The 22466-nt window shown below is 64.5% G+C and carries 17 protein-coding genes; 7 read left to right on the forward strand and 10 right to left on the reverse strand.

The window, feature by feature from the left end:
* Positions 1-232 precede the first annotated feature (232 nt).
* Positions 233-2218 carry an OPT family oligopeptide transporter gene (locus EYV96_RS08955; RefSeq protein WP_131151075.1) on the reverse strand — a complete coding sequence of 662 codons (1986 nt, stop codon included), beginning with the start codon at positions 2216-2218 and terminating at the stop codon, positions 233-235.
* Between the two features lie 170 nt (positions 2219-2388).
* Positions 2389-2928 (reverse strand): peptide deformylase, encoded by a 540-nt coding sequence (gene def / locus EYV96_RS08960; RefSeq protein ID WP_131151076.1) that lies wholly within the window; start codon positions 2926-2928, stop codon positions 2389-2391.
* Positions 2929-3177: 249 nt separating this feature from the next.
* Here def and EYV96_RS08965 point away from each other — a divergent pair, with 249 nt between their 5' ends.
* The 4 genes from EYV96_RS08965 to EYV96_RS08980 all read left to right on the forward strand — a co-directional run bounded on the left by EYV96_RS08965 (position 3178) and on the right by EYV96_RS08980 (position 8210).
* A complete protein-coding gene (locus EYV96_RS08965) occupies positions 3178-5253 on the forward strand; it encodes a carbon starvation CstA family protein (protein WP_131151077.1) in 2076 nt (691 codons plus the stop codon).
* Positions 5254-5264: 11 nt separating this feature from the next.
* A complete protein-coding gene (locus EYV96_RS08970; RefSeq protein ID WP_131151078.1) occupies positions 5265-5459 on the forward strand; it encodes a YbdD/YjiX family protein in 195 nt (64 codons plus the stop codon).
* A 103-nt stretch (positions 5460-5562) separates the two neighbouring features.
* A complete protein-coding gene (locus EYV96_RS08975) occupies positions 5563-6069 on the forward strand; it encodes a DUF2127 domain-containing protein (protein ID WP_131151079.1) in 507 nt (168 codons plus the stop codon).
* A 122-nt stretch (positions 6070-6191) separates the two neighbouring features.
* Positions 6192-8210, forward strand: a complete 2019-nt coding sequence (locus tag EYV96_RS08980) for a type VI secretion system Vgr family protein (RefSeq protein ID WP_165488636.1) — start codon at positions 6192-6194, stop codon at positions 8208-8210.
* Between the two features lie 65 nt (positions 8211-8275).
* Here EYV96_RS08980 and EYV96_RS08985 read toward each other — a convergent pair whose 3' ends face one another.
* From EYV96_RS08985 to xerD, 6 genes are all read right to left on the reverse strand, one after another.
* Positions 8276-9178, reverse strand: coding sequence for a DMT family transporter (locus EYV96_RS08985; RefSeq protein WP_131151081.1), 903 nt, complete (start codon positions 9176-9178; stop codon positions 8276-8278).
* Positions 9175-10080: a glycosyltransferase family 2 protein gene (locus EYV96_RS08990; protein WP_131151082.1), complete on the reverse strand. Its 906-nt coding sequence runs from the start codon at positions 10078-10080 to the stop codon at positions 9175-9177. The genes EYV96_RS08985 and EYV96_RS08990 overlap by 4 nt, the downstream gene beginning before the upstream one ends.
* A gap of 131 nt (positions 10081-10211) precedes the next feature.
* Positions 10212-10994 (reverse strand): hypothetical protein, encoded by a 783-nt coding sequence (locus EYV96_RS08995; protein WP_240732386.1) that lies wholly within the window; start codon positions 10992-10994, stop codon positions 10212-10214.
* A gap of 37 nt (positions 10995-11031) precedes the next feature.
* Positions 11032-14892 (reverse strand): phosphoribosylformylglycinamidine synthase, encoded by a 3861-nt coding sequence (gene purL / locus EYV96_RS09000; RefSeq protein WP_131151083.1) that lies wholly within the window; start codon positions 14890-14892, stop codon positions 11032-11034.
* A 264-nt stretch (positions 14893-15156) separates the two neighbouring features.
* A complete protein-coding gene (locus EYV96_RS09005; protein ID WP_131151084.1) occupies positions 15157-15897 on the reverse strand; it encodes a DsbC family protein in 741 nt (246 codons plus the stop codon).
* Positions 15898-16027: 130 nt separating this feature from the next.
* Positions 16028-16939, reverse strand: a complete 912-nt coding sequence (xerD, locus tag EYV96_RS09010; RefSeq protein ID WP_131151564.1) for a site-specific tyrosine recombinase XerD — start codon at positions 16937-16939, stop codon at positions 16028-16030.
* Positions 16940-16983: 44 nt separating this feature from the next.
* On the opposite strand from xerD, the gene EYV96_RS09015 reads away from it, so the two are divergent.
* Both EYV96_RS09015 and EYV96_RS09020 read left to right on the forward strand, forming a co-directional pair.
* Entirely contained in the window at positions 16984-17481 is a 498-nt protein-coding gene (locus EYV96_RS09015; RefSeq protein WP_131151085.1) for an RDD family protein, read from the forward strand.
* 152 nt (positions 17482-17633) lie between these two features.
* Positions 17634-18893 (forward strand): polyhydroxyalkanoate depolymerase, encoded by a 1260-nt coding sequence (locus EYV96_RS09020; protein ID WP_131151086.1) that lies wholly within the window; start codon positions 17634-17636, stop codon positions 18891-18893.
* A gap of 250 nt (positions 18894-19143) precedes the next feature.
* Here the strand turns inward: EYV96_RS09020 and EYV96_RS09025 are convergent, their stop codons facing one another.
* Together EYV96_RS09025 and ltaE are read right to left on the reverse strand one after the other, a co-directional pair.
* Positions 19144-19455: a hypothetical protein gene (locus EYV96_RS09025; RefSeq protein ID WP_131151087.1), complete on the reverse strand. Its 312-nt coding sequence runs from the start codon at positions 19453-19455 to the stop codon at positions 19144-19146.
* Positions 19456-19546: 91 nt separating this feature from the next.
* On the reverse strand, positions 19547-20566 hold the full coding sequence (gene ltaE, locus EYV96_RS09030; protein WP_131151088.1) for a low-specificity L-threonine aldolase: 1020 nt from the start codon (positions 20564-20566) through the stop codon (positions 19547-19549).
* A 132-nt stretch (positions 20567-20698) separates the two neighbouring features.
* Between ltaE and EYV96_RS09035 the strand changes: the two genes are divergently transcribed.
* Complete coding sequence (locus tag EYV96_RS09035; RefSeq protein WP_131151089.1) at positions 20699-22465, forward strand: glucan ABC transporter ATP-binding protein/ permease; 1767 nt, start codon at positions 20699-20701, stop codon at positions 22463-22465.
* The last annotated feature ends 1 nt before the right edge of the window (position 22466 follow it).

Raw genomic sequence — 22466 nt, forward strand, 5'->3', positions numbered from 1 at the left:
ATTAAGAATAGCCTGTCGGACCTGCATCCGTTCGAACTGGATGCCGATCTCCCCCGTTTTTCCGCAGGCCCGACAATGCGCATCGGTATGCGCTGCCGGGGACGGACGGGCGGGAGTGTAAGGGGTGGATGGCCGGGACAGGTGACACCGGCATGTCAGGCATTCGGGAGCCGCAAACCAAAGGGCCCCGACGTGCGCCGGGGCCCAGCAAGGCAGTCCGTCAGCCAGGGGGTCAGGTGGCGCGACCCATCCTGGCTACCCAGCGATACAGCACCACCACGATGGCGGCGAACACCAGGCCACCCAGCCACTGGGCCGAACTGGCAAAGCCCTCGCCCACCAGGGCAAGTTTGTCCGGCGACCCGAGTGCACCGACGACGAAGGCCACCAGCACGCCGACGATGCTCTCGCCAACGATCAGGCCCGATGCCAGCAGCACGCCCAGTTGCTTGGTTGCTTCGGGCCGGGGGCCGCGATCCGCGCGCCGGTCGAAGTACCAGCCAACCACTGCGCCGACCACGACCATCAGGGTGCTCACCGTCGGGAGGTAAATGCCCAGGCCCACGGCCAGCGGCGGCAGACGGGTGCCCTTGCCAAAACGGGCCAGCAGTTCGTCGATGGCGATCACGGCCATGCCGATCCAGACACCCGTGACGATCAGGCTCCAGTCGATATTGTTGGTGATCACACCCTGGGCGAGCGCCGAGATCAGGCCCGCCTGCGGTGCCGGCAGGGCCTTGGGACCGGCGCCGGCCACGCCAACGAAGCCGTAGGCGTTGTTGAGCACGTCCAGCACCGGCGGGATCACCGCGGCGCCGGCGACCACGCCGATCACCAGGGCGACCTGCTGACGCCACGGGGTGGCGTCAACCAGCTGACCTGTCTTGAGGTCCTGCAGGTTGTTGTTGGCAATGGCCGCCACGGTGAACACCACCGAGGTGATGAACAGCGCAAAGGCCACCAGCGCATTGCCCGATTCGGGCCCCACGTGCGGCTTGACGAAGGCCACGAGCAACAGCGCCGCCGCGATGACCACCAGGATGCCTACGCCCGACAGCGGGCTGTTCGACGAACCGATCAGGCCAGCCATGTAGCCGCACACGGTCGACACGAAGAAGCCCATCAGCACCACGAATGCCACGCCGCCGATGGCCAGCACGCCGACCTGGTCGCCCAGGCCTGCGGTTTTGCCGAAATAGCCGAGCAGCCATGCGATCGGCACGAAGCAGGCCAGGGTCACGGCGCCGACGATGCCAATCGGAATATCACGCTCGGTACGCGGCAGCGATTCGGCGTTGCCCGCCTTGCGCACACGTGCCGCTGCCATGGCGCCGGCCAGGCCACTGATGACGGGCTTGACCAGCTTGGCCAGCGTCCAGATGGCCGAGACGCCGATGGCGCCCGCGCCGATGTAGCGCACCTTGTGGCTCCACGTCGCCTGCGCCAGCGCGGCCAACGAATCGGCGGCCGGCTCAAGCAGTGAATAATGAGGCACGCCCCAGCCCCAGCCGATCAGCGCACCGACCAGCATCGCAATGCCGACCGACAAGCCAACCAGGTGGCCGATCGCGAACAGCGCGAACGACAGGTTGAGGTCGAAGCCGGAGACGGCTCCTTTGTCGTTCACGCGGAAGTAGTTGACCACGCTCGCGGCAAACACCTGCGTGGTAACGACGATCGCGAACACAGCAGAAACGACCGAACCCCACAACACGGCCATCAGCCCCGCCCGGCCCTCTTCCACGCTGCCGTCGTCATGCTCACCGCTACCGACCTTGAGCACCTCGGCACACGCCAGGCCTTCCGGGTACGGCAGGTCGGAATTGGTCACCAGAGCGCGGCGCAGCGGAATCGAGTACATCACGCCCAGCACGCCACCCAGCGCGCAGACGGCGAACGACGTCCAGAACGGGAAGCCGTTCCACCAACCGATCATGATCATGCCCGGCAGCACGAAGATGATCGACGACAACGTGCCCGCCGCCGAAGCGATCGTCTGCACGATGTTGTTTTCCTGAATCGTCGAGCCCTTGAACTGCCGCAGCAGCGCCATTGAAATCACCGCGGCGGGGATCGACGTAGCGAAAGTCAGGCCCGCCTTGAGGCCGAAGAACACATTGGCGGCGGTGAAGACCACCGTGATGACGACGCCGAGGATGATCCCTCGTACCGTCAGTTCCTTGCGCGAATCCGCGCCCGTCGCGAGATTGGCGCTCACGCGTATGCCCTCGTCATGCTGGAAGCTCCCCTTGGCAAGTGGATCGGAACACGGCTCTGGGGCCGCTTCGATGGCCTAGGGTCGCCAGCTTCGGCGCGGGAGTCAATTTTTCAGGCGCCAGGCGGCCAGGCAGCTGCCTGAGGCGCAGCCCGGAGCCTCGCGCGGCCCGATTATTCGTCGACGCCCGGATCCATCCCCGGGAAAAGCACTTCCGTGTAGCCGAACTTCGTGAAATCGGTGATACGCGACGGGTACAGCCGGCCGATCAGGTGATCGCACTCGTGCTGCACGACGCGGGCATGGAAGCCGTCGGCGCGCCGGTCGATCGGCTGGCCCTTCGGGTCGACGCCCTGGTAGCGAATCATGCTGAACCGGCTGACCGCACCGCGAAGTCCCGGCACCGAAAGGCAGCCTTCCCAGCCCTCCTCCAGATCCTGGGACAAGGGGGTGATAAGCGGATTGAGCAGGATGGTCTCCGGCACCGCAGGTGCACCGGGGTAACGCTCGGAGCTGTCGAATCCGAAGATCACCAATTGCAGGTCGACGCCGATCTGCGGCGCGGCCAGGCCCACGCCGCCAGCGTGGTGCATGGTGTCGAACATGTCGGCGATCAGCGCATCGAGTTCCTCGCTGCCCATCATCGCGTCGGGTACCGGCGGCGCCACGCGCAACAGGCGCGGGTCACCCATCTTCAGGATTTCACGAATCATGTCGGCCTCGCGGGAAAGTGGGAGCCATGCTGCAACTGCAACATCGTCGCCGGACCATCGGCAACCCATCACGTGCTGCCGGGTACCTACGTGTAGTTCTTACAAGTGTAGCGGCTTGTGGGTGACGGCTCCGGGTGAAGCGCTGCACGAATATTCGACCAATGGCTAATACATCGGAGCCCAGAATGGCATTGACCCCCGCAGCGGGCAGGACGACCCTTGCGAGTGACTGTCAGAGGGAGTCCTTCCATGCAAACGGCTGTCATGAAACAAAGCCCCGCAGCAAAGATCCTGTGGGTCGCCATCGCCATCGTGGGCGCATGGTGTCTGGGCGTCGTCGCGCTGCGACGCGGGGAGCCCATCAACGCGATCTGGCTGGTGGCGGCATCCATTGCCGTCTTCGTCATCGGCTATCGCTTCTATAGCAAGTTCATCACCGAGCGCGTGCTGAAGCTCGATCCGTCGCGCGCCACACCCGCCGTGCTGCGCAATGACGGCCTGGACTACGTGCCCACCGACAAGTGGGTGGTGTTCGGCCATCACTTTGCGGCCATCGCCGGTGCGGGCCCCCTCGTCGGCCCCGTGCTCGCCGCGCAGATGGGTTATCTGCCTGGCACGCTGTGGATCCTGTTCGGCGTGGTGTTTGCCGGTGCGGTGCAGGACTTCATGATCCTGGGCCTGTCGATCCGTCGCGACGGGCGTTCACTCGGCAACATGCTGCGCGATGAGCTTGGGCCCGTCGCCGGCGTCGTGGCGATGTTCGGCGTGCTGGTGCTGATGATGATCGTGCTGGCGGTGCTCGCGCTGGTGGTGGTGAAGGCGCTGACGCACAGCCCCTGGGGCACGTTTACGGTGGCCTGCACCATTCCGATCGCCCTGCTGATGGGCGTGTACCTGCGCTGGTTCCGACCGGGCAAGATTCTCGAGGTGTCGATTATCGGCCTCGTGCTGTTGCTGCTGTCGATCTGGTACGGCAAGCATGTCGCCGATTCGGCCACGCTGTCAGCCATGTTCGACTTCGATGCCAAGGCGCTGGCATGGTTGCTGATCGGCTACGGCTTCTGCGCCTCGGTGTTGCCAGTGTGGCTGCTGCTGGCACCGCGCGACTACCTGTCGACCTTCCTGAAGATCGGCACGATCGCGCTGCTGGCACTGGCTATCTTCCTGGCGGCACCGACGCTGCAGATGCCGGCGGTGACCAAGTTCATCGATGGCACCGGCCCGGTGTTCCAGGGCAACCTGTTCCCGTTCCTCTTCATCACCATCGCCTGTGGTGCGGTCTCAGGCTGGCATTCGATCATCGCCTCGGGCACCACGCCGAAACTGCTCGCCAATGAAGGCGAAGCGCGGATGGTGGGTTACGGCGGCATGTTGATGGAAGCCTTCGTCGCCATCATGGCCCTGGTGGCGGCCTCCTCGCTGCATCCGGGTGTGTACTTCGCCATGAATTCGCCGGCCGCGCTGATCGGCACGACGGCGCAGGATGCCGCCACGGCGATCAGCCAGTGGGGCTTCGTGGTCACGCCGGACGAGTTGCTGACGACCGCCAAGAACATCGGCGAAAGCAGCATTCTCAGCCGCGCAGGTGGCGCGCCCACGCTCGCCGTAGGCATGGCGCAGTTGCTGCACGGGATCATCCCGGGCGAAGGCATGATGGCGTTTTGGTACCACTACGCCATCCTGTTCGAAGCGCTGTTCATCCTGACGACGGTCGATGCGGGCACGCGCGTGGGTCGTTTCATGATCCAGGAGATTGCCGGCCTCATTCACGAGCCGCTCAAGCACACTGAATCGTGGACCGGCAATCTGGTCGCAACCGCCATCTGCGTCGGCCTGTGGGGTTACTTTCTGTATCAGGGCGCCGTCGATCCGCTGGGCGGCATCAACACGCTGTGGCCTCTGTTCGGCATCGCCAACCAGATGCTCGCCGCTGTCGCACTGATGCTGGCCACCGTGGTCACCGTCAAGCAGAAGCGCGAGCGGTATGTTTGGGTGCCGGGCATCCCGGCCATCTGGCTGATCATCTGCACGCTGACCGCCGGCTGGCAGAAACTCACCGGCCCGATCAGCTTCACAGCTGCCGCACAGAAATACGCGCAGGCTATGGCTGACGGCAAGGTGCTTGCGCCGGCAAAGACGGCAGAAGAGATGCAGCGCATCATCACCAACAACTATGTGGACGCCACGATGACGGGCATCTTCATGGCGTTGATCGTGGTGATGACGGCCTTTGCTATCCGCGCGATCGTCAAGGCTTGGGGCGTCAACCACCCCACGGCTCAGGAAGAGCCCTACGTGGCCCTGGCGAGCGTGCCAGCCCGATGAGAGGTGAAGCCATGAAACCGAGCTTCCAGTCCATCCGCAAATGGGCCGTGCAAACGGCCCGGTTGTGCTGCGGCGTGCCGGATTACGACGTGTACGTGAAGCACCTGCGCGAGCATCATCCGGAGCGCCCGGTGCCCACTTACGCGCAATTCTTCCGCGAACGCCAAGAAGCCCGCTACAAAGGCATGGGCGGACGCTGCTGCTGAGCGGCTGTACCACCCGACCAACCCGGGCCATGCCGTCACAGGCATGGCCCTTTTCTTTCCCGGGCCGTTAGACTCGGTCTCCCCGATCCCACACCCGCCTCCCATGACCCAAGGCCACCACCACCTGACGGAACCCTCGTCAGAGGTCGAAGCGCAGCACAGCCTGGGCCTGCGCATCATCGCCATCTACAAGGCGATCAAAACGGTGTGCCTTATCCTGGTCGCGATCGTCGCCTTCCGGCTGGAACAGCAGGCGAATTTCGAACACCTCGTGCACTGGCTCGAACACCTGTCGCTCTCGGACACCAACAACTTTCGCTGGCAGCTCGTGCACACGCTCGAGGAATGGGGACCGAGCAAGTTCGTGGCGATCGGCATCGTTGCGCTCGGCTATGCCGCCATCTTCGCCACCGAAGGCACGGGCCTGTGGTTGCGCAAGCATTGGGCCGAATGGTTCACCGTCATCGCGACCGGCTCGCTGATTCCGATCGAACTCTATGAATCGGTCATGCACTTCAGCTGGTTGAAGCTCGGCGCGCTGGTCGGCAACGTAGTGATCGTGGTGTACCTGGTACGCATTGCCTTGCAGCCGCGACCGACAAAACGGTAACCCCCATGCGGACGCCGCCACTCATACGGCCGATGCGCATCCAAAACTAGGAAGATTCCGGATTCATCGTCCGGCGTCGCCTTGGCATGCTTGGCGCCCCTTCACGCGCCAAGGAGCCGGCGATGTCCCCCGAGGGCCGTTTTGCGTTTACGTTCACCAGCGAAGGCGTGCCCGACGCCTTCTTCCAGGTGATGGCGTTCCGACTGGAGGAAGGCCTGTCCGAGTCCTTTGTCCTGCAACTGGAGCTGGTATCGGCGGACACCGGCGTCGAGTTTTCGCGCATCCTCGATCAGTCGGCGCTGTTCACGATCTGGGTGGCGGACGAGCCTCAGCGCTATGTCCACGGCGTGGTATCCCGCTTCGAACAGAACTCGCATGAGGCAACCCACGCACGCTATCGGGCCGTGGTCGAGCCGGTGCTTGCGAAACTCTCGCGCACCAGCGCGTGGCGCATACACCAGGGACAATCGCTGCCGCAGATCGCCGCATCCATTCTCCAGCGGCATCGCCTCACGCGTTTCGAGCAATCACTGGTCGGTCACTATCCGCCGCGCGATTACTGCGTGCAGGCGGGGGAATCCGATCGTGCCTTCTTCGAGCGTCTGAGCGCCGAGTGCGGCCTGTACTACGCATTTGCACACGCATCGGATGGGCACACCCTGGTCCAGGGCGACGATCTCTACATCCATGGCCTGGTCGCCGGCGAGACGGTGCCCTTCCACGCCCGGCATCCGGAACCCGGTGGCGAGCCCGGATTGTGGTCGCTTCGCTATGCCGAGTATCGCGATGCGCAGGGTCCTCAAGTCGCTCCTGCCGACGACGGCTCACCGATCGCGCACTGGGCATCCTCGCCGGATGCAGCCGGGTCGGCCGCGCCTGACGCAACGCCGGCTTACCCTTCCGGTGCGAAGAACGAAGTCAGCGCCGCCGTAGAGGGTAACGATGCCCGCCTGCAGCCGGGCCTGGCGTTTGATTTGGTCAACCACCCGCGCGCCGACTGGAATCGTGGCTGGCGTGTCGTCCGCATGGTGCATCGTGGCGTGCAGCGCCCCGCCGAAGGTGCCATGGGTGCCGATGCACGGCTGCGCACCGATTACCGCTACACGGCGCACGTCATCCCCGACCGCGCCACCTGGCGGCCGCCGCTCATCGAAAAGCCCAGGGTGTCAGGGCCGCACCTGGCCACCGTGGTGGGTCCCGCGAATAAACCGATCCACTGCGACGAACTGGGGCGCGTGAAAGTCCGGTTTGCGTGGGACCACGACGGCGCGCGCGATGGAGAGAGCTCATGCTGGATTCGCGTCGCCCAGGGCTGGGCAGGCGCCGGCATGGGGCAAATGGCGGTGCCCCGGGTGGGACAGGAAGTGATCGTGTCGTATCTGCAGGGCGACTGCGATCAGCCCGTCATCATCGGAAGCACGTTCACTCCCAGCCAGATGCCGCCGCAGGACCTGCCACTGGAACCGTCGCGCATCACCCTGCGCAGCCGCAGCCTCGGGGGCGACGTCATCAACGAGCTGAGCTTCGAAGACGCCGCAGGCAAGGAGGAAATGCTTCTTCGCGCGGGGCGAGACCTGCGCAGTCGCGTGGATCATGACCAGGATTCGTTCGTCGGCCATGATCGACAGGATGCGGTGGAGCATGACGACACGACGATTGTCGGCCACGATGCGCGTCGCCATGTGGGCCATGACGAACGTGTATCGGTGGCACAAGACCGGCACGAACAGATCGGAAGGGATGCCACGAGCCGCGTCGAGCGCAATGAGCACGTCATCGTGGGCCATGACAAAACCGAGAGCATCGGCCATCACCGGCGCGACAGCATTGCCGCCAACCAGAGCGTCAGCGTCGGCGGCAATGCATGGAAAGTGGTGCAGGGTCGCCAGCGGCTGGATGCCATGCAAGGCATTGAGCGCAAGACTGCGCATTACCAGCTGGATGCGCGGGAACGTATCGAGATTCGCGCGCCCGGCGGATCGATTGTCATTGATGAGCGCGGCATCACGATCGACGGCAGCCTGATTCGCATCAACACGCGAACGAAAGCTCCGGTTGGCAACGGAACGTCGTCAAACGACATGGTTGGGCCAGCACACAACGCTGACGCCATGCACAACGAGGATACGACAAACCCTTGAGGCGATCAGGCGACGGAGGCTGGCATCGCCCTTACACCGCCGCACCTCCCTCCAGGCGAGCTGCGCTACACCTCGTGGTGCAGCGCCTCCGCGTGCAGCTCCGGATCGCGCCGTGGCACCAGCTCCACCAGATACATGGCGGCCAGCACCAACACGCCGCCAACGATCATGCGCCACGTCAGACCCTCGCCACCGAACATCACGGCAAACGCCGCCGCGAAAACGGGCTCCAGGGTCATGACGATCGCTGCGCGCGTGGCCGACAGGTGCGCCTGCGCCCAGGTTTGCACGAGCATGGCGCCGGCGCCGGCGGCCAGCGCCATATAGATGACGGCCAGCCAGGCCTTGCCATCCGGCGGCAACATGGGGCCGTGCGGCAACGTGGCGAGCATGCAGATCACGCTGATGGCGATCATCTGCACGGTAGACAGTGCAAACGCGCTACCCGGTCGCGACCAAAGGCCCAGTCCCACGATATGCATCGCATACAACACAGCGGAAGCCAGCGTGATCCACACGCCAAAACCCAGGCTCAATCCGCGCAAGGCGAGCACCGCCAGGCCACCGACCGAAAGCAGGACGGCCACCCACGTGATGCGCGGCAGTCGCTGGCGCAGCAACACCGTGCCAAGCAGTGGCGTAAAAACCACATACATGCCGGTCGCGAATCCACTGATGCTCGCTTCGGTGTGCGCCAGCCCCGCCGTTTGAGTCAGCTGTCCGATCGCGTAGACGGTTCCCAGCAGCAGGCCCTGGCGCCATTCGCGCGCGGTCAACTGCCCCACCTGCCTGAAGAAAAGCGCCATCATCGCCAGCGCCGCGATCAGGAAGCGCACCGCCAAAAAGTCGGCCGGAGGCATCCGGTCGACCAGATCCTTGATCATGAAAAACGTCGAACCCCAGATGGCGGTGACCGCGATCAGGCCCAGCATGGCAAGTTTGGCGTGGTGATGGATCGGCTGACTCATGCCGTGTCGGTGCGCGGCTTGTAGCGCAAGAGGCGCAGCCACAATCGTGGCAGGTTCAACACGAAATGCGCCCAGATGCCGCTCCAGACGAAGATGCGCACGAACAGATGGCGCGACGCCGGATCGAACTTGCGGAACCAACGCCACATGCCGCGATGCTTATGCCAGCTGACGAAGACCGGCCGATGCCGGCTCGACCCGCCCTTGCCATGCAGGACGCGCACGTCACCAGCGAGCCACACCTGGTAACCGGCATCGCGCGCGCGGCGACACAGGTCGAGGTCCTCGCAGTGCAGGAAGTAAGCTTCATCGAATCCCCGCAAGAACTCGAAGACGCGGCGTGGCATCACCATCAACGCGCCGGATACCGCCTCGGCCTGGACGGGATGGTCGGGCATGCCACCGGCGATGTGCACGCCTTCACCGCTCTTGTCGCCGCCGAACATGCTGCGCAATGCCCGACGCAGCAAGGGATCGCGACGATAAGAAGCCGGGTCCGGCACACCCTGCTCATCACATACCACGGCGCCGATCAGCCCTGCCTTGGGCGTTTCCTCCAGCAACTGGAGCAGGCGACGCAGGCTGGCTTCGTCGAGCATGCAATCCGGGTTGAGGATAAGAAGCACGTCGCTGTGCGCCAGGGCCGCACCACGATTCACGGCCGGGCCGAAACCCAGGTTCGCGTGGTTGTAGAGGCAGCGCAGGCGGTGATCGTTCTGGTGCGCTCGCTGGATCGCCTGGGGGATGCCATCGGAAGAACCGTTGTCGACCAGGATCAGTTCGAGAGGGACCTTGCAGGCCAGAACATGGCGCACACCCTCGCGTAATGTCGGGCCGCTGTCGGCCGCGACAATGATGATGCTCACTGCGAGTGGATCGGTACTGGAAAGCGTGCTCGTCATAACAGCGCAAGTATGAGGGACGGGAGGTCGCGGCGATAGCAAGCCATGCGTAAGAACCTGCTTCGGAGGACAGGACGTTCGAGGTATGTCCTCCCGCAACGCGTCGACGTGTGGGGGGCGTGAACACTCCCTCAGTCGGCCGGTTGCCCCAGAACTTCATGGAGTGGCACGGGGACGCCATCCACCTGACGCGACAACCAGGGCATCTCGTCCTCCCAGCCGCATAACTGCCAGTGCCGAAGCCGCCAGGCTCTGCCTGTCCTGCGGTCGTAAAGCAGGTTGCCCTCTCCCTTCGGTAAATTCGCCACGAACCACCGGCCGTGAGGTCCGATGGTGTATCGGGCACTGAGACCTTCGAACTGACGCCCGCCCTCGAAGCGGTATATACCCTGCCCGGCCGTCTCGGTTTCATAGCCAAACGTACGGCCCCGCGAATCCGTCTGGGTTGCCTGGGCCTCCTGCCAATCCGGGCGTTCGAGCTCGATGATGTGGCCCGGCGGCCCGATCGGTGCCATGGCCATGTCCTTCCATTCCGGCATCGGGCCGGATGGAGCATGTGCGACCTTCGGCGCAGGAGCATGGCGCCGAAACAGCAGCGATTCGAGCAGGGCGACGAGTGAGAAACCCACCAGCGCGCCCAGCAACGCCGCACCCCAAGCCAGCAGATCGCCGCCCAACGCGCGCTGCACGGCGAACAGACAGCCCGGCAAGCCCCATTTGAGTGCCGTGCCACAACTTTCGGCAAGACTGGCCGAGCGATGGGCGTAATAGACGACGGCGGCCGCCAGCAAGATCAGCAGCGCCAGCCCAAGCCACCAGGGCAGCAACGCCAGCAAGACCACCCAACCGGCCAGCAAAAGCCAGACAGCGGCACCGTGCCCGGGCGGCGCGATCATGGTTGCACGCGCCGGCATGAAAAAAGCCCGTCCATGAGGACGGGCTTTCGCTGGATCAGCCGCACCATGCCCGCGCATTGCGGAACATGCGCATCCAGGGCGAGTCCTCGCCCCACTGATCGGGGTGCCAGCTCATCTGGACGCTGCGGAACACGCGCTCCGGGTGCGGCATCATGATGGTGACGCGCCCGTCGGCCGCCGTGAAGCCAGCCAGGCCGCCCGGCGAACCGTTCGGATTGAGCGGATAGTGCTCCGTTGGCTTGCCGCGGTTGTCGACGAAGCGCACCGCGCCGCCCGACTTCGACGGACTGCACACCTGCGGGAAACTCACGCGGCCTTCGCCATGCGCAACGGCGACCGGAATGCGCGAGCCCTGCATGCCCTTGAAGAAGATGCTCGGCGAATCGAGGATCTCCAGCGTCGACACGCGACCTTCGTACTGTTCGGATGTGTTGCGCAGGAACTTCGGCCAGTGCGCGGCACCCGGGATGATGTCCTTGAGCTGCGACAGCATCTGGCAACCGTTGCACACACCCAGCGCGAACTTGGTGCTGTCGGCGAAGAAGGCCGTGAACTCGGCGCGCAGTTTTTCGTTGTACAGGATCGATGTTGCCCAGCCACGGCCGGCACCCAGCACGTCACCATACGAGAAGCCGCCACAAGCCGCGATGCCACGGAAATCGGCCAGCGAGATGCGGCCGCTGGCGAGATCGGACATATGCACGTCCACCGCCTCGAAACCGGCACGCGTGAACGCCGCCGCCATTTCCACCTGGCCGTTGACGCCCTGTTCGCGCAGGATCGCCACCCGCGGACGCGCGCCCTTGGCGATGAACGGCGCGGCGATATCGTCCGCCGGATCGAAGCTCAGCTTCGGGCTGATGCCCGGATCGTCATCATCCAGGCGCCACTCGTGCTCCTGGTCGGCGCTGAGCGGGTTGTCGCGCAGACGCTGCATGTGATGACTGGTTTCGTTCCATGCACCGAACAGATCGGTCCACTTCCAGGCGAACTGCTTTTCCGTGCCGTGGAACAGCTTGATGCCGAGCTTTTCCTTCGGCTGGCCGATGCGGTAGCTCATGCCGGCCAGGCCATGCTTGATGAGCAGGGCTTCGAAGGCCTCGCGGTTGGCGCGTGAGATCTGCAGCACCGCACCGAGCTCTTCGTTGAAGAGTGAGCGCAGCGTCGCCTCGCCCCAGCCTTCGAGCTGGATTTCGAGACCGCAACGACCGGCAAAAGCCATTTCGAGCAAGGTAACGATGGCGCCGCCGTCGGAGCGGTCGTGATACGCGAGGATCAGGCCACCCTTGTTCGCTTCCTGCACGAGGTCGAACAGACCCTTCAGGCGCTTGGCGTCATCGAGATCCGGCGGCACACCGCCACCGCGATTGAACACCTGCGTCAGCGCGGAACCGCCAAGGCGGTCGCGACCGTCACCGAGGTCGACCAGCCACAGGTCGGAATCACCGCGATCCAGGCGGATCTGTGGCGTCAGCGTGCGACGCACGTCCGACACGCGGGCAAAGCCGGTGATCACCAGCGACACCGGCGATACCGTGCGCTGCGCCTGGTCGCCTTCGGTCCACACCGTCTGCATCGACAGCGAGTCCTTGCCGACCGGAATGGAAATATCCAACTCCGGGCACAGCTCCATGCCCACGGCCTTGACCGCGTCGAACAGGGCAGCGTCTTCACCCGGATGGTTCACCGCTGCCATCCAGTTGGCCGAAAGGCGCACTTCGCCCAGCGAATCGATCGCTGCTGCCGCCATGTTGGTAATCGCTTCGCCGACCGCCATGCGCGCGGCATCGGCGCTGCTCAGCAAGGCCACCGGCGCACGCTCGGCCATCGCCATGGCTTCACCGCGATAGCCGTCGAAATCCGCGATGGTGACCGCGCAATCGGCCACCGGCACCTGCCATGGGCCGACCATCGGATCACGATGATTGAGGCCACCGACGGTGCGATCGCCAATCGTGATGAGGAAGCTCTTGCTGCCCACGGTCGGCAGGCGCAGCACGCGAAGCAGTGCCTCATCCATGCCGATGCCAGTGAGATCCGGCACCAGGTCGATGCGCGGCTTCACGCGCTTGGCGTCACGATGCATGCGCGGCGCCTTGCCGAACAGCACGTCCATCGGCAGGTCGATCACCAACAGATCGCGGCGCGGATCGCGCACAGTCAGGCGGCGCTCGGCCGTGGCGTCGCCGACAACGGCATACGGACAACGTTCACGGGCGCAGTAGCCTTCGAATTCCGGCAGGTCTTCCGGCGCAATGGCCAGCACGTAACGCTCCTGCGATTCGTTGCTCCACACCTGCATGGGCGAGAGCGACGGGTCGTCGCAAGGCACCTTCGAAAGATCGATCACGCCGCCGACGTCGGCGTCGTTGAGCAATTCCGGAATGGCATTCGACAGGCCACCCGCACCGACGTCATGGACACTGACGATCGGGTTCTTGTCGCCACGCGCCCAACAGCTGTCGATGACCTGCTGGCAGCGACGCTCCATCTCGGCGTTGTCGCGCTGCACGGAGGCGAAATCCAGTTCCGCGCTCGATGTGCCCGACGCCACCGAGGAGGCCGCACCACCGCCCAGTCCGATCAACATGGCCGGGCCGCCCAGCACGATCACCTTGTGACCCGGCTGCAGCAAGCGCTTCTGCACATGCTCGGAACGAATGTTGGCGAGACCGCCGGCAATCATGATCGGCTTGTCGTAACCGCGACGCAGGCCGGCTTCGCCGGTTTCATGCTCGAAGGTACGGAGATAGCCGCCCAGGCAGGGACGACCGAATTCGTTATTGAACGCGGCGGCACCCAGCGGGCCATCGCGCATGATTTCGAAGGCGCTGGCCATGCGCGGCGGCAGCGGTCGATTGACCTCCCACGGCTGCGGATGACCCGGAATGCGCAGATCGGATACGGAGAAACCCGTCAGGCCGGCTTTCGGCTTGGCGCCACGGCCGGTAGCGCCTTCGTCGCGAATCTCACCACCCGCACCGGTCGCCGCACCCGGCCACGGCGCGATCGCCGTCGGGTGGTTATGCGTTTCCACCTTGATCGCGTAGTCGATGCGCTCGGGATGACCGCGCCAGATGCCATCGTGATCGCTGAAGAAGCGATTGCCATCGCTGCCCTCCACCACCGCAGCGTTGTCCTTGTAGGCGGACAGCGTGTAGGCCGGCGAGTGCTGGTGCGTGTTCTTGATCATGGCGAACAGGCTCTTGTCCTGCGCCTGACCATCCACGGTCCAGCTGGCGTTGAATACCTTGTGGCGGCAGTGCTCGGAGTTGGCCTGCGCGAACATGAAAAGTTCGGCGTCGGTCGGATCGCGACCCAGCTCGGCATAGCGCTCGGCGAGGTAGTCGATTTCGTCGTCAGCCAGGGCTAGGCCCAGCTCGGCGTTGGCCGTCGCCAGTGCGGCGCGCGGATCCTTGCCCAGCTCGATATAGACCAGCGGGCCCGGTTGCCCGGCGAGGAACAAGCCCTTCGCGTCATCGATGGCATGCAGCACCGATTGCGTCATCGCGTCCCAGAGCACCGCCATCACGGCATCGTAGGTGTCGTCACCCGGGGACGGCATGCCGCTGACCTGGTAACCCAGCCCGCGCTCGACGCGCCGAACCTTGAAGCCGGCGCCATGCAGGATGTCGGTGGCCTTGCTCGACCAGGGCGAAATCGTGCCCAGTCGTGGCACCACCCAGAACGAAGCCTGGCCCACCGCCGCGTCCCTGGCCTCCAGCACCTCCAGCAATCGCTGGCGCACCTCGCCTTCCGGGGCGATGTCGGCGTCGATGAAATAGACGAACCACGAAGCCTGCACGCGGGCACCACGATGCAGGGCATCCAGGCGTGCGTTGAGGCGTTCGAGGCGAAACGGCGAGAGGGCGCTCTGCCCGTCGAGTGCGATCATGCGGGGAACGGAGCTATGCGTGGGAAAACGCCCATTCTACCTGATGCTGCACGACAACATGGTGAGGAGGCAGTGAGGGCCGCCCGGCTCCCCCGGGCGCCGAAACGACAAGTTCGGCGAAATGCAGGCAAGTGACCGTGATCGTGCGGGTCCGATGCCCCACCCGGCTACAGCATTGGCAACGGCACGCGCCACCAGGGCGCCAGCCCTTCGACTGCGCGCCCTCGTATTCGGTTTACCCGCCAAGACCCGGGGACGGTAACCTTACGAACCCTTGTTCGTGAGCTTCTCGAGCATCTGTGCCGGCGTCATGTAGCCACCCAGCACCCGTCCATCCTCGGCCACGACCATGGGCGTACCGTTCACGCCCAGGCGCTCACCCAGGTCGTACTCCGCCTTGACCGGGTTATCGCAGTTGCTGGACTTGGGCGCCTTGCCCGCCTTCGCTTCCGTGAAGGCCGACTTGCGGTCGGCGGCGCACCACACGGACACCATTTCCTTGTAGGTGTCGGTCGGGCGACCGGCCGTAGTGGTCACGCCTTCGCGCGGCCAGGCCACGTATTCCACGGCGATGCCGGCCTTGTTGAAGTCCTCGATGTGCTTGTGCAACGCCCGGCAATAGGTGCAGGTGACGTCGGTAAAGACGGTCACCGTGTATCGGGGCTTTTCCGGCGCGAACACGATGCGGTCGGATACAGGCAACTTGGCAAGCTCCGCCTTGCGGAACGCGGCCCACTCAGCATCCGAGAGATTCTTGCGCGAGCCGACGTCGAGCACGTCGCCGTTGAACAGGTACTTGCCGTCCGCACTGACGTAAACCATCTGCCCGGAAGCGATCACCTGGTAATAGCCAGGCATCGGCGCCGGCTTGAGCGAATCGATCTTGACGTTGGCGATGCTGAGCACGGCCTTGCGAACGGTGTCTTCCGGCGACGCCGGCTCGGCCGCAAACGCCTGAGCCGCCAACAGACTGACGCCAATCGCCAGCAACCATTTCTTCGACATGGGAACCTCGCTTACAGGGCTCCAGGCGGAACCGCAGGGGGAATAATCCATTCTCGCACAGCCGCCTGAACGACCTGCTCAGAAACTTCGCAAACCGGGCGGAGCACCGCCCCATCTGCGGCAAACATCGTCATCCGCGCGGGTGATGCTGGGCGTGAAGGCGCTTGAGACCTTCCTTGGCCACCAGGGTATAAATCTGCGTGGTACTGAGCGCGCTGTGCCCCAGCAACATCTGCAGCGCGCGCAGATCGGCGCCGTGATTGAGCAGGTGTGTCGCAAACGAGTGACGCAGCACATGCGGCGAGATCCGCTTGGCCACGATGCCCACCTGCTGTGCGTAACGCTTCACCAGGGTCCAGAACATCTGGCGCGTCATGCCCTCACCGCGCCTGGTGAGGAAAAGCGCCACCGGTTGCCGCCCCCGGGCCAGCGTCGGACGCACGGCCGCCAGATAGGACTGAATGCGCTCCAGCGCCAGCTCGCCCACCGGCACCAGACGATCCTTGCCGCCCTTGCCAGTCACGCGAAGCACGCCCTGGCGTGGATTAAGCGCGGACAATGGCAGCTCCACCAGTTCCGACACACGGAGACCCGAGGCATACATCAACTCGAGCATCGCCCGGTCACGCAGGCCCAGCGGGGTCTCGACGTCAGGCGCGGTCAGCAAGCCCTCGATCTCACGCTCGGCCAGCGCCTTGGGCAGGCTGCGGGGCATCTTGGGCCGCTCGATCAGCAGGGTCGGATCCTCGAACCCCGGTTTCTCCCGGGCCAGGAAGCCGTAATAGCGGCGGAACGTCGACTGGCGGCGAGCCAGGGAGCGCACTGCAACCGGCTGGGCGCCGTGGTAGGCGGACAGATGCTCGCGTCCCGCGGATTCCAGGCCCACGCCCTGCCGGCCCAGCCAGCGCGCCAAACCCTCCAGATCGCGGCGATAGGCTTCCAGCGTGCGATCTGACAAACCATCTTCCGACCACACACGCTCCACGAAGGCGGCAATGCTGCGCTGGTCGGCTTCGGCGATACTTACGGTCTTTTCTGACATGCGCGACATGCTGGACATCGCGCGCACCGGACGCAAGCCACTTCATGAGCACCTCCCCGCAAGCTGTGTACTGCCCCGTTTGGCGCCGCCTCGTTGCCATGGTCTACGACCTGCTTGCGGTCGTCGCGATCGTGATGATGGTCGGCTACGTCTGCCAGCGCATCACGGGCGGCGAGTTGATCCACACCGGCGCGCATACGGACATCCCGTGGTGGTACCAGCCCTTGCAGGGTCTGGTCGTCGCGGCTTACTTCGTCATCTCGTGGATGCGGGGCGGTCATACGCTGGGCATGCGCGCCTGGCGCCTGCGCCTGACGCGCGAGGACGGCTCGCGGATTGCCCTTGGTCAGGCCATCATTCGGGTGCTCGTCGCGGGCGCCCCGATCCTCCTGCTCTCACTGGCGACATGGTCCGGCACCCGGTTCGCGCTCTGGGCGGTCGTGGCCGGTTGGGCCATCTGGTTCGGTGTCGGGCTGTTCGACCGTCGCCATCGTGCCATCCACGACATGGTCGCGCGCACGGAAATCCGCCGCATCCTTTGAATCGCGCAGTCGCCTGAGAACGCCCGCGAACGGCGCCCTGCATCAAAATCGCCCTAAGCGATTGATCGGCTTAACACAAATTTTGCGGCGTCGCAGCAATGCCACACAAGACCGGGTAAGATGCGACCTTTCGTACCGCCCGGTCTCTTCGCATGCTCTACCAGATCCACGAATGGCAGCGCTCCATCCTCGGCCCGCTCAGCTATTACGCCGATGCCACCGCGCACCTGCTGACCGACCAGGGCAGTCCCTTCTCGCAGTTGCCCGGCGCGCAGCGCATGGCAGCCGGTTACGAGTTGCTGCATCGACTGGGCAAGGAGTACGAAAAACCTGAATTCGGCATCCACAAGATCGAATCGCATGGCCAGGAAATCGCCATCGTCGAACGCGTGGCGCTGGACAAGCCGTTCTGCCAGCTCAAACGCTTCAAGCGCTTCAGCGACGATCCGGACACCATCGAAAAGATGAAAGAGGAGCCGGTCGTGCTCGTCGTGGCCCCGCTGTCCGGCCACCACGCCACCCTGCTCCGCGATACCGTGCGCACCCTGCTGCGCGACCACAAGGTCTACATCACCGACTGGGTCGACGCGCGCATGGTGCCGCTCAGCGACGGCGCGTTCCGTCTCGACGACTACGTCGCCTACATTGAGGAATTCATCCGTTTCATCGGCGCGCGACAGCTGCACGTGATCTCGGTGTGCCAGCCCACGGTACCGGTGCTCGCCGCCGTGTCACTGATGGCCGCGCGTGGTGAAGACACGCCGCTGAGCCTGACGATGATGGGCGGCCCGATCGATCCGCGCAGCAATCCCACCAGCGTGAACAATCTCGCCACCAAACAGCCGCTGAGCTGGTTCAAGGGCAACGTGATCCACACTGTCCCGCCGAACTACCCCGGCCGCGGGCGCGAGGTTTACCCGGGTTTCCTGCAGCACGCCGGCTTCGTCGCCATGAACCCCGGCCGCCACCTGAGCTCGCACTGGGATTTCTATCTGAACCTGCTGCGCGGCGATCAGGATGACGCTGCTGCCCACCGCAAGTTCTACGACGAATACAACGCCGTGCTCGACATGCCGGCGGAGTACTACCTCGACACGATCGAAACCGTCTTCCAGCAGTTCCTGCTGCCGCGCGGCCTGTGGGACGTGAACGGCGAGCGGGTGACACCGTCGGCAATCAAGCAAAGTGCCCTGCTCACGATTGAAGGCGAGCTGGATGATATTTCCGGCCTGGGCCAGACCGAAGCGGCGCACGATCTGTGCACCGGCATTCCGGCGGACCGACGGGCGCACAAGGTGATCGAAGGCGCCGGCCATTACGGCATCTTCAGCGGTCGCCGCTGGCGCGAAGTGGTTTATCCGCAGGTGCGGGAATTCATTCGCAAGCAGCAGGCGCTTGTGGCGGTGAAGTGATGGATCTCGCTGTCTGACTGCCCGCGCATCGAATGCCGGGCATCGTCGGACAGATGAGCCCCCCATCCGTCGTCATTCCGGCGAACGCCGGATTCCAGTGGCGACAGAATTGAATCAGTGCAAACAAAGTTCGTCCCCGCGCCTTTGTTTCCACGTCGGAAGGTAGTCGCCCATGGTGGATTCCGGCCTGCGCCGGAATGACGACATCAGGGGCAGGTCGGCCAGCCTGGGCTGCCACCAAAAGTTGATGTCACCCAACGTCCAGTCGAATCTCGGTTTCGTCTTCAGGCCATTCTCCGGTTGAAGAGAGCTCCATGAATGACATGCGCCCGTGCTCCAGATAGAGATGGAAGAAGAGGCGGTTCTTGCCATCCGGTGCCGCCACGTCCAACTCCAACGGATGTCTTGCCAGGCAATCCGTGGAAAGCCCTTCCAAACCACTGAAATCGAGGTAATAGCCGCCTCCGGATTTGTCAGTTCGAGCAGAGACATTCACCGCATTCACCTGCGTCACAAGCGCGTCACTTAAACGCGAGTCATTGACCTGACTGGCGATTTTCATGAGGACAGCCTTCTCCAATGCGCTGAGTTCGATGCTCGGCTGGCTCCCTTCCGATAACCGTGTGATGACGCATCCCGTCGTCGACACCTTGCTAGCCCCTGGCAAAGAACGTCCGGAACGCTCCCACTGTCCGCTCGAGACCTTCGTCATCGACGTCCATATGCGTCACGAGCCGCAAAGTCGGCAAATAGCCGATGCTGATCCGCACCTTCTGCTCGCGCAAATGAGCATCCAGTTCACGCAAGCGCTCGGCGGGCACATCGATGAACACCATGTTGGTGTGCTGACCCAAAAGCTTGATGCCAGCGATCTGGCCCAGCCGTTCTGCCATTGACGCCGCGCGCGCGTGGTCTTCCGCCAACCGCTCCACATGATGGTCGAGCGCATACGATCCCGCCGCGGCCAACATGCCGGCCTGACGCCAGCCACCACCGGCAACTTTGCGCCAGCGACGCGCCTTCTCGATAAGTGCGCCGGAGCCAACCAGCACTGAGCCGACCGGTGCGCCCAATCCCTTGGACAAACAGATCGACACGCTGTCGAACAGACTCGCGATGTCTCGCGCCGGGCACCCAGAAGCCACGGCGGCATTGAACAAACGTGCACCATCCAGATGGAAGGCCAGCTTGCGCTCGCGTGCGAAGTGGCTGGCATCGCGCAGATACTCGATGGGCAAGACGCGGCCATGCCAGGTGTTCTCCAGCGCCAGCAGTCGCGTGCGTGCGAAATGGGGGTCCACCGGCTTGATCGCGGCGGCGATCTTGTCCAGCGGCAGACTGCCATCGACATCGTGCGGGATCGGCTGCGGCTGGATCGAGCCGAGCACCGCCGCGCCACCGCCTTCGAACTTGTAAGTATGGGCATCGGCACCGACGAGATACTCGTCGCCGCGCTCGCAATGCGACATCAGGGCCAGCAAATTGGACTGCGTACCGGAGGGCACGAACAGGCCGGCCTCGAAACCAAGGTCAGCCGCCAGACGTGCCTGCAGCGCGTTGACCGTCGGATCTTCCCCATAGACATCATCGCCGACGTCGGCGTCGAGCATGGCCGCCCGCATGGCCGGCGTGGGCCGGGTCACCGTGTCACTGCGCAGATCCACCCAGTTCATACCGCACCGCCGCTGCCAAAAAGAGGCCTAGCTTCGCGCCACCGCCACCAGACGACAAGCACCCCCGGCTTCACGAGCCCGAAGGCTTGGCGCCGCTAGACTCGCCGCGCCCCGATCGCCTGGATCCCGCACATGTCCCTGCTCCGCCTGTATATGCGCGTGCTGGCCCTGCTCGCTCCCGAACGGCGTCTGGCCGTCACCCTGGCGGTCGCCAATCTGGCCCTGGCCGGCGTGTTCTTCATCGAGCCGGTGCTCTTTGGCAAGGTGGTCGACGCCCTTGGGGCATCCACGCCCGGGGCTGCCCCACGCCTGATCGCGCTCTGGGCGGCGGTGGGGTTCGTTGGCGTGGCCGCGGGTGTCTGGGCTTCGCTGCATGCGGACCGCCTTGCCCATCGACGGCGGCTGGCCGCCATCGCCCTGTTCTTCGAACACGCGGCATCGCTGTCGATCGGATTCCACAGCGAGCACCACACCGGGCGCCTTGCCCGCATCATGAACAATGGCGTCGGCAATCTGTTTGGCCTGTGGCTGAGTTTCTTTCGCGAACATCTCGCGACGCTCTTCGCCATCGTCGTGATGATCCCGCTCGCATTGTGGATGAACTGGAAGCTGGCCTTGCTGATGATCGCGCTGATGGCGATCTTTGCATTCTCCAACGCCTTCGCCATTCGCAAGACGCATCGTGCGCAGGCCGAGGTGGAAGAACTGCATCACGAGATTGCCACGCGTGCCGGCGACGTTTTCGGCAACGTTTCCATCGTGCAGAGTTTTACGCGCCTCGCCGCCGAGGCGGCCGACTTGCGCGGCATGATGCGGCAGGTTCTTGCCGCCCAGTATCCCGTGCTGCGCGGCTGGGCGATTCTCTCCGTGCTCAATCGCGCCGCGAGCACCCTCACCATCGTCGCGATCTTTGCGCTGGGCGCGTCACTGCATGCGCGCGGCGAAATCACCGTGGGTGGCATCGTGAGTTTCGTCGGTTTTTCGATGCTCTTGATCGGGCGACTGGAGCAGTTCGCCTCGTTCATTTCCGGCCTGTTCTTTCAGACACAGTCGCTGCGCGATTTCTTCGCGGTGCTGGACGAGCGTCCGGCCATCGTCGAACGCCCCGATGCACTTGAACTGGTCAGCGTGCGCGGCGACGTCGCCTTCGAACACGTCAGCTTCGGCTACGACCCTGTGCAACCTGCCCTGCATGGACTGAGCTTCAACGTGCCCGCCGGAAGCACGGTCGCGCTGGTGGGCCCCACCGGCGCGGGCAAGACCACGGCACTGAGCCTGCTCTATCGCGCCTACGACCCCAGCGCCGGACGCATCACCATCGATGGGCACGACATCCGCGATGTCACGCTCGACTCACTGCGTCGCAACGTCGGCGTCGTGTTTCAGGACCCGGGCATGTTCTACCGCTCGATCCTCGAAAACCTGCGCATCGGCAGGCCGGATGCGCCCATTGACGAGATCGAACAAGCCGTGGCCGCCGCGGAGGCAGCCGTCTTCATCGCACGCAAACCCGAAGGCATGGAAACCCTGGTCGCCGAACGTGGCCGCTCCTTGTCGGGTGGCGAGCGCCAGCGCCTGGCCATCGCGCGCGCCATGCTCAAGAACGCGCCCATCCTGGTGCTCGACGAGGCGACCAGTGCGCTGGATAACGCCACTGAAGTTCGCATCCAGCGCGCATTGGCGACCCTGACCAAGGGACGTACGACATTTGTGATCGCGCACCGCTTGTCCACCGTGCGTCACGCCGACCTGATCCTCGTCCTCGATCAGGGCCGGTTGGTGGAACGCGGACGATTCGATGCGCTGATCGCGCAAGGCGGACTGTTCGCCCGCCTCGCCGAAGATGGCAAGTTCGCGCCGGACGCGGAACCCGTGGGTGAAGGCGAAGAGCTGGCCTGAG

Origin of the sequence: Dyella terrae, from assembly GCF_004322705.1 — a bacterium.
Classification (GTDB): domain Bacteria; phylum Pseudomonadota; class Gammaproteobacteria; order Xanthomonadales; family Rhodanobacteraceae; genus Dyella_D; species Dyella_D terrae.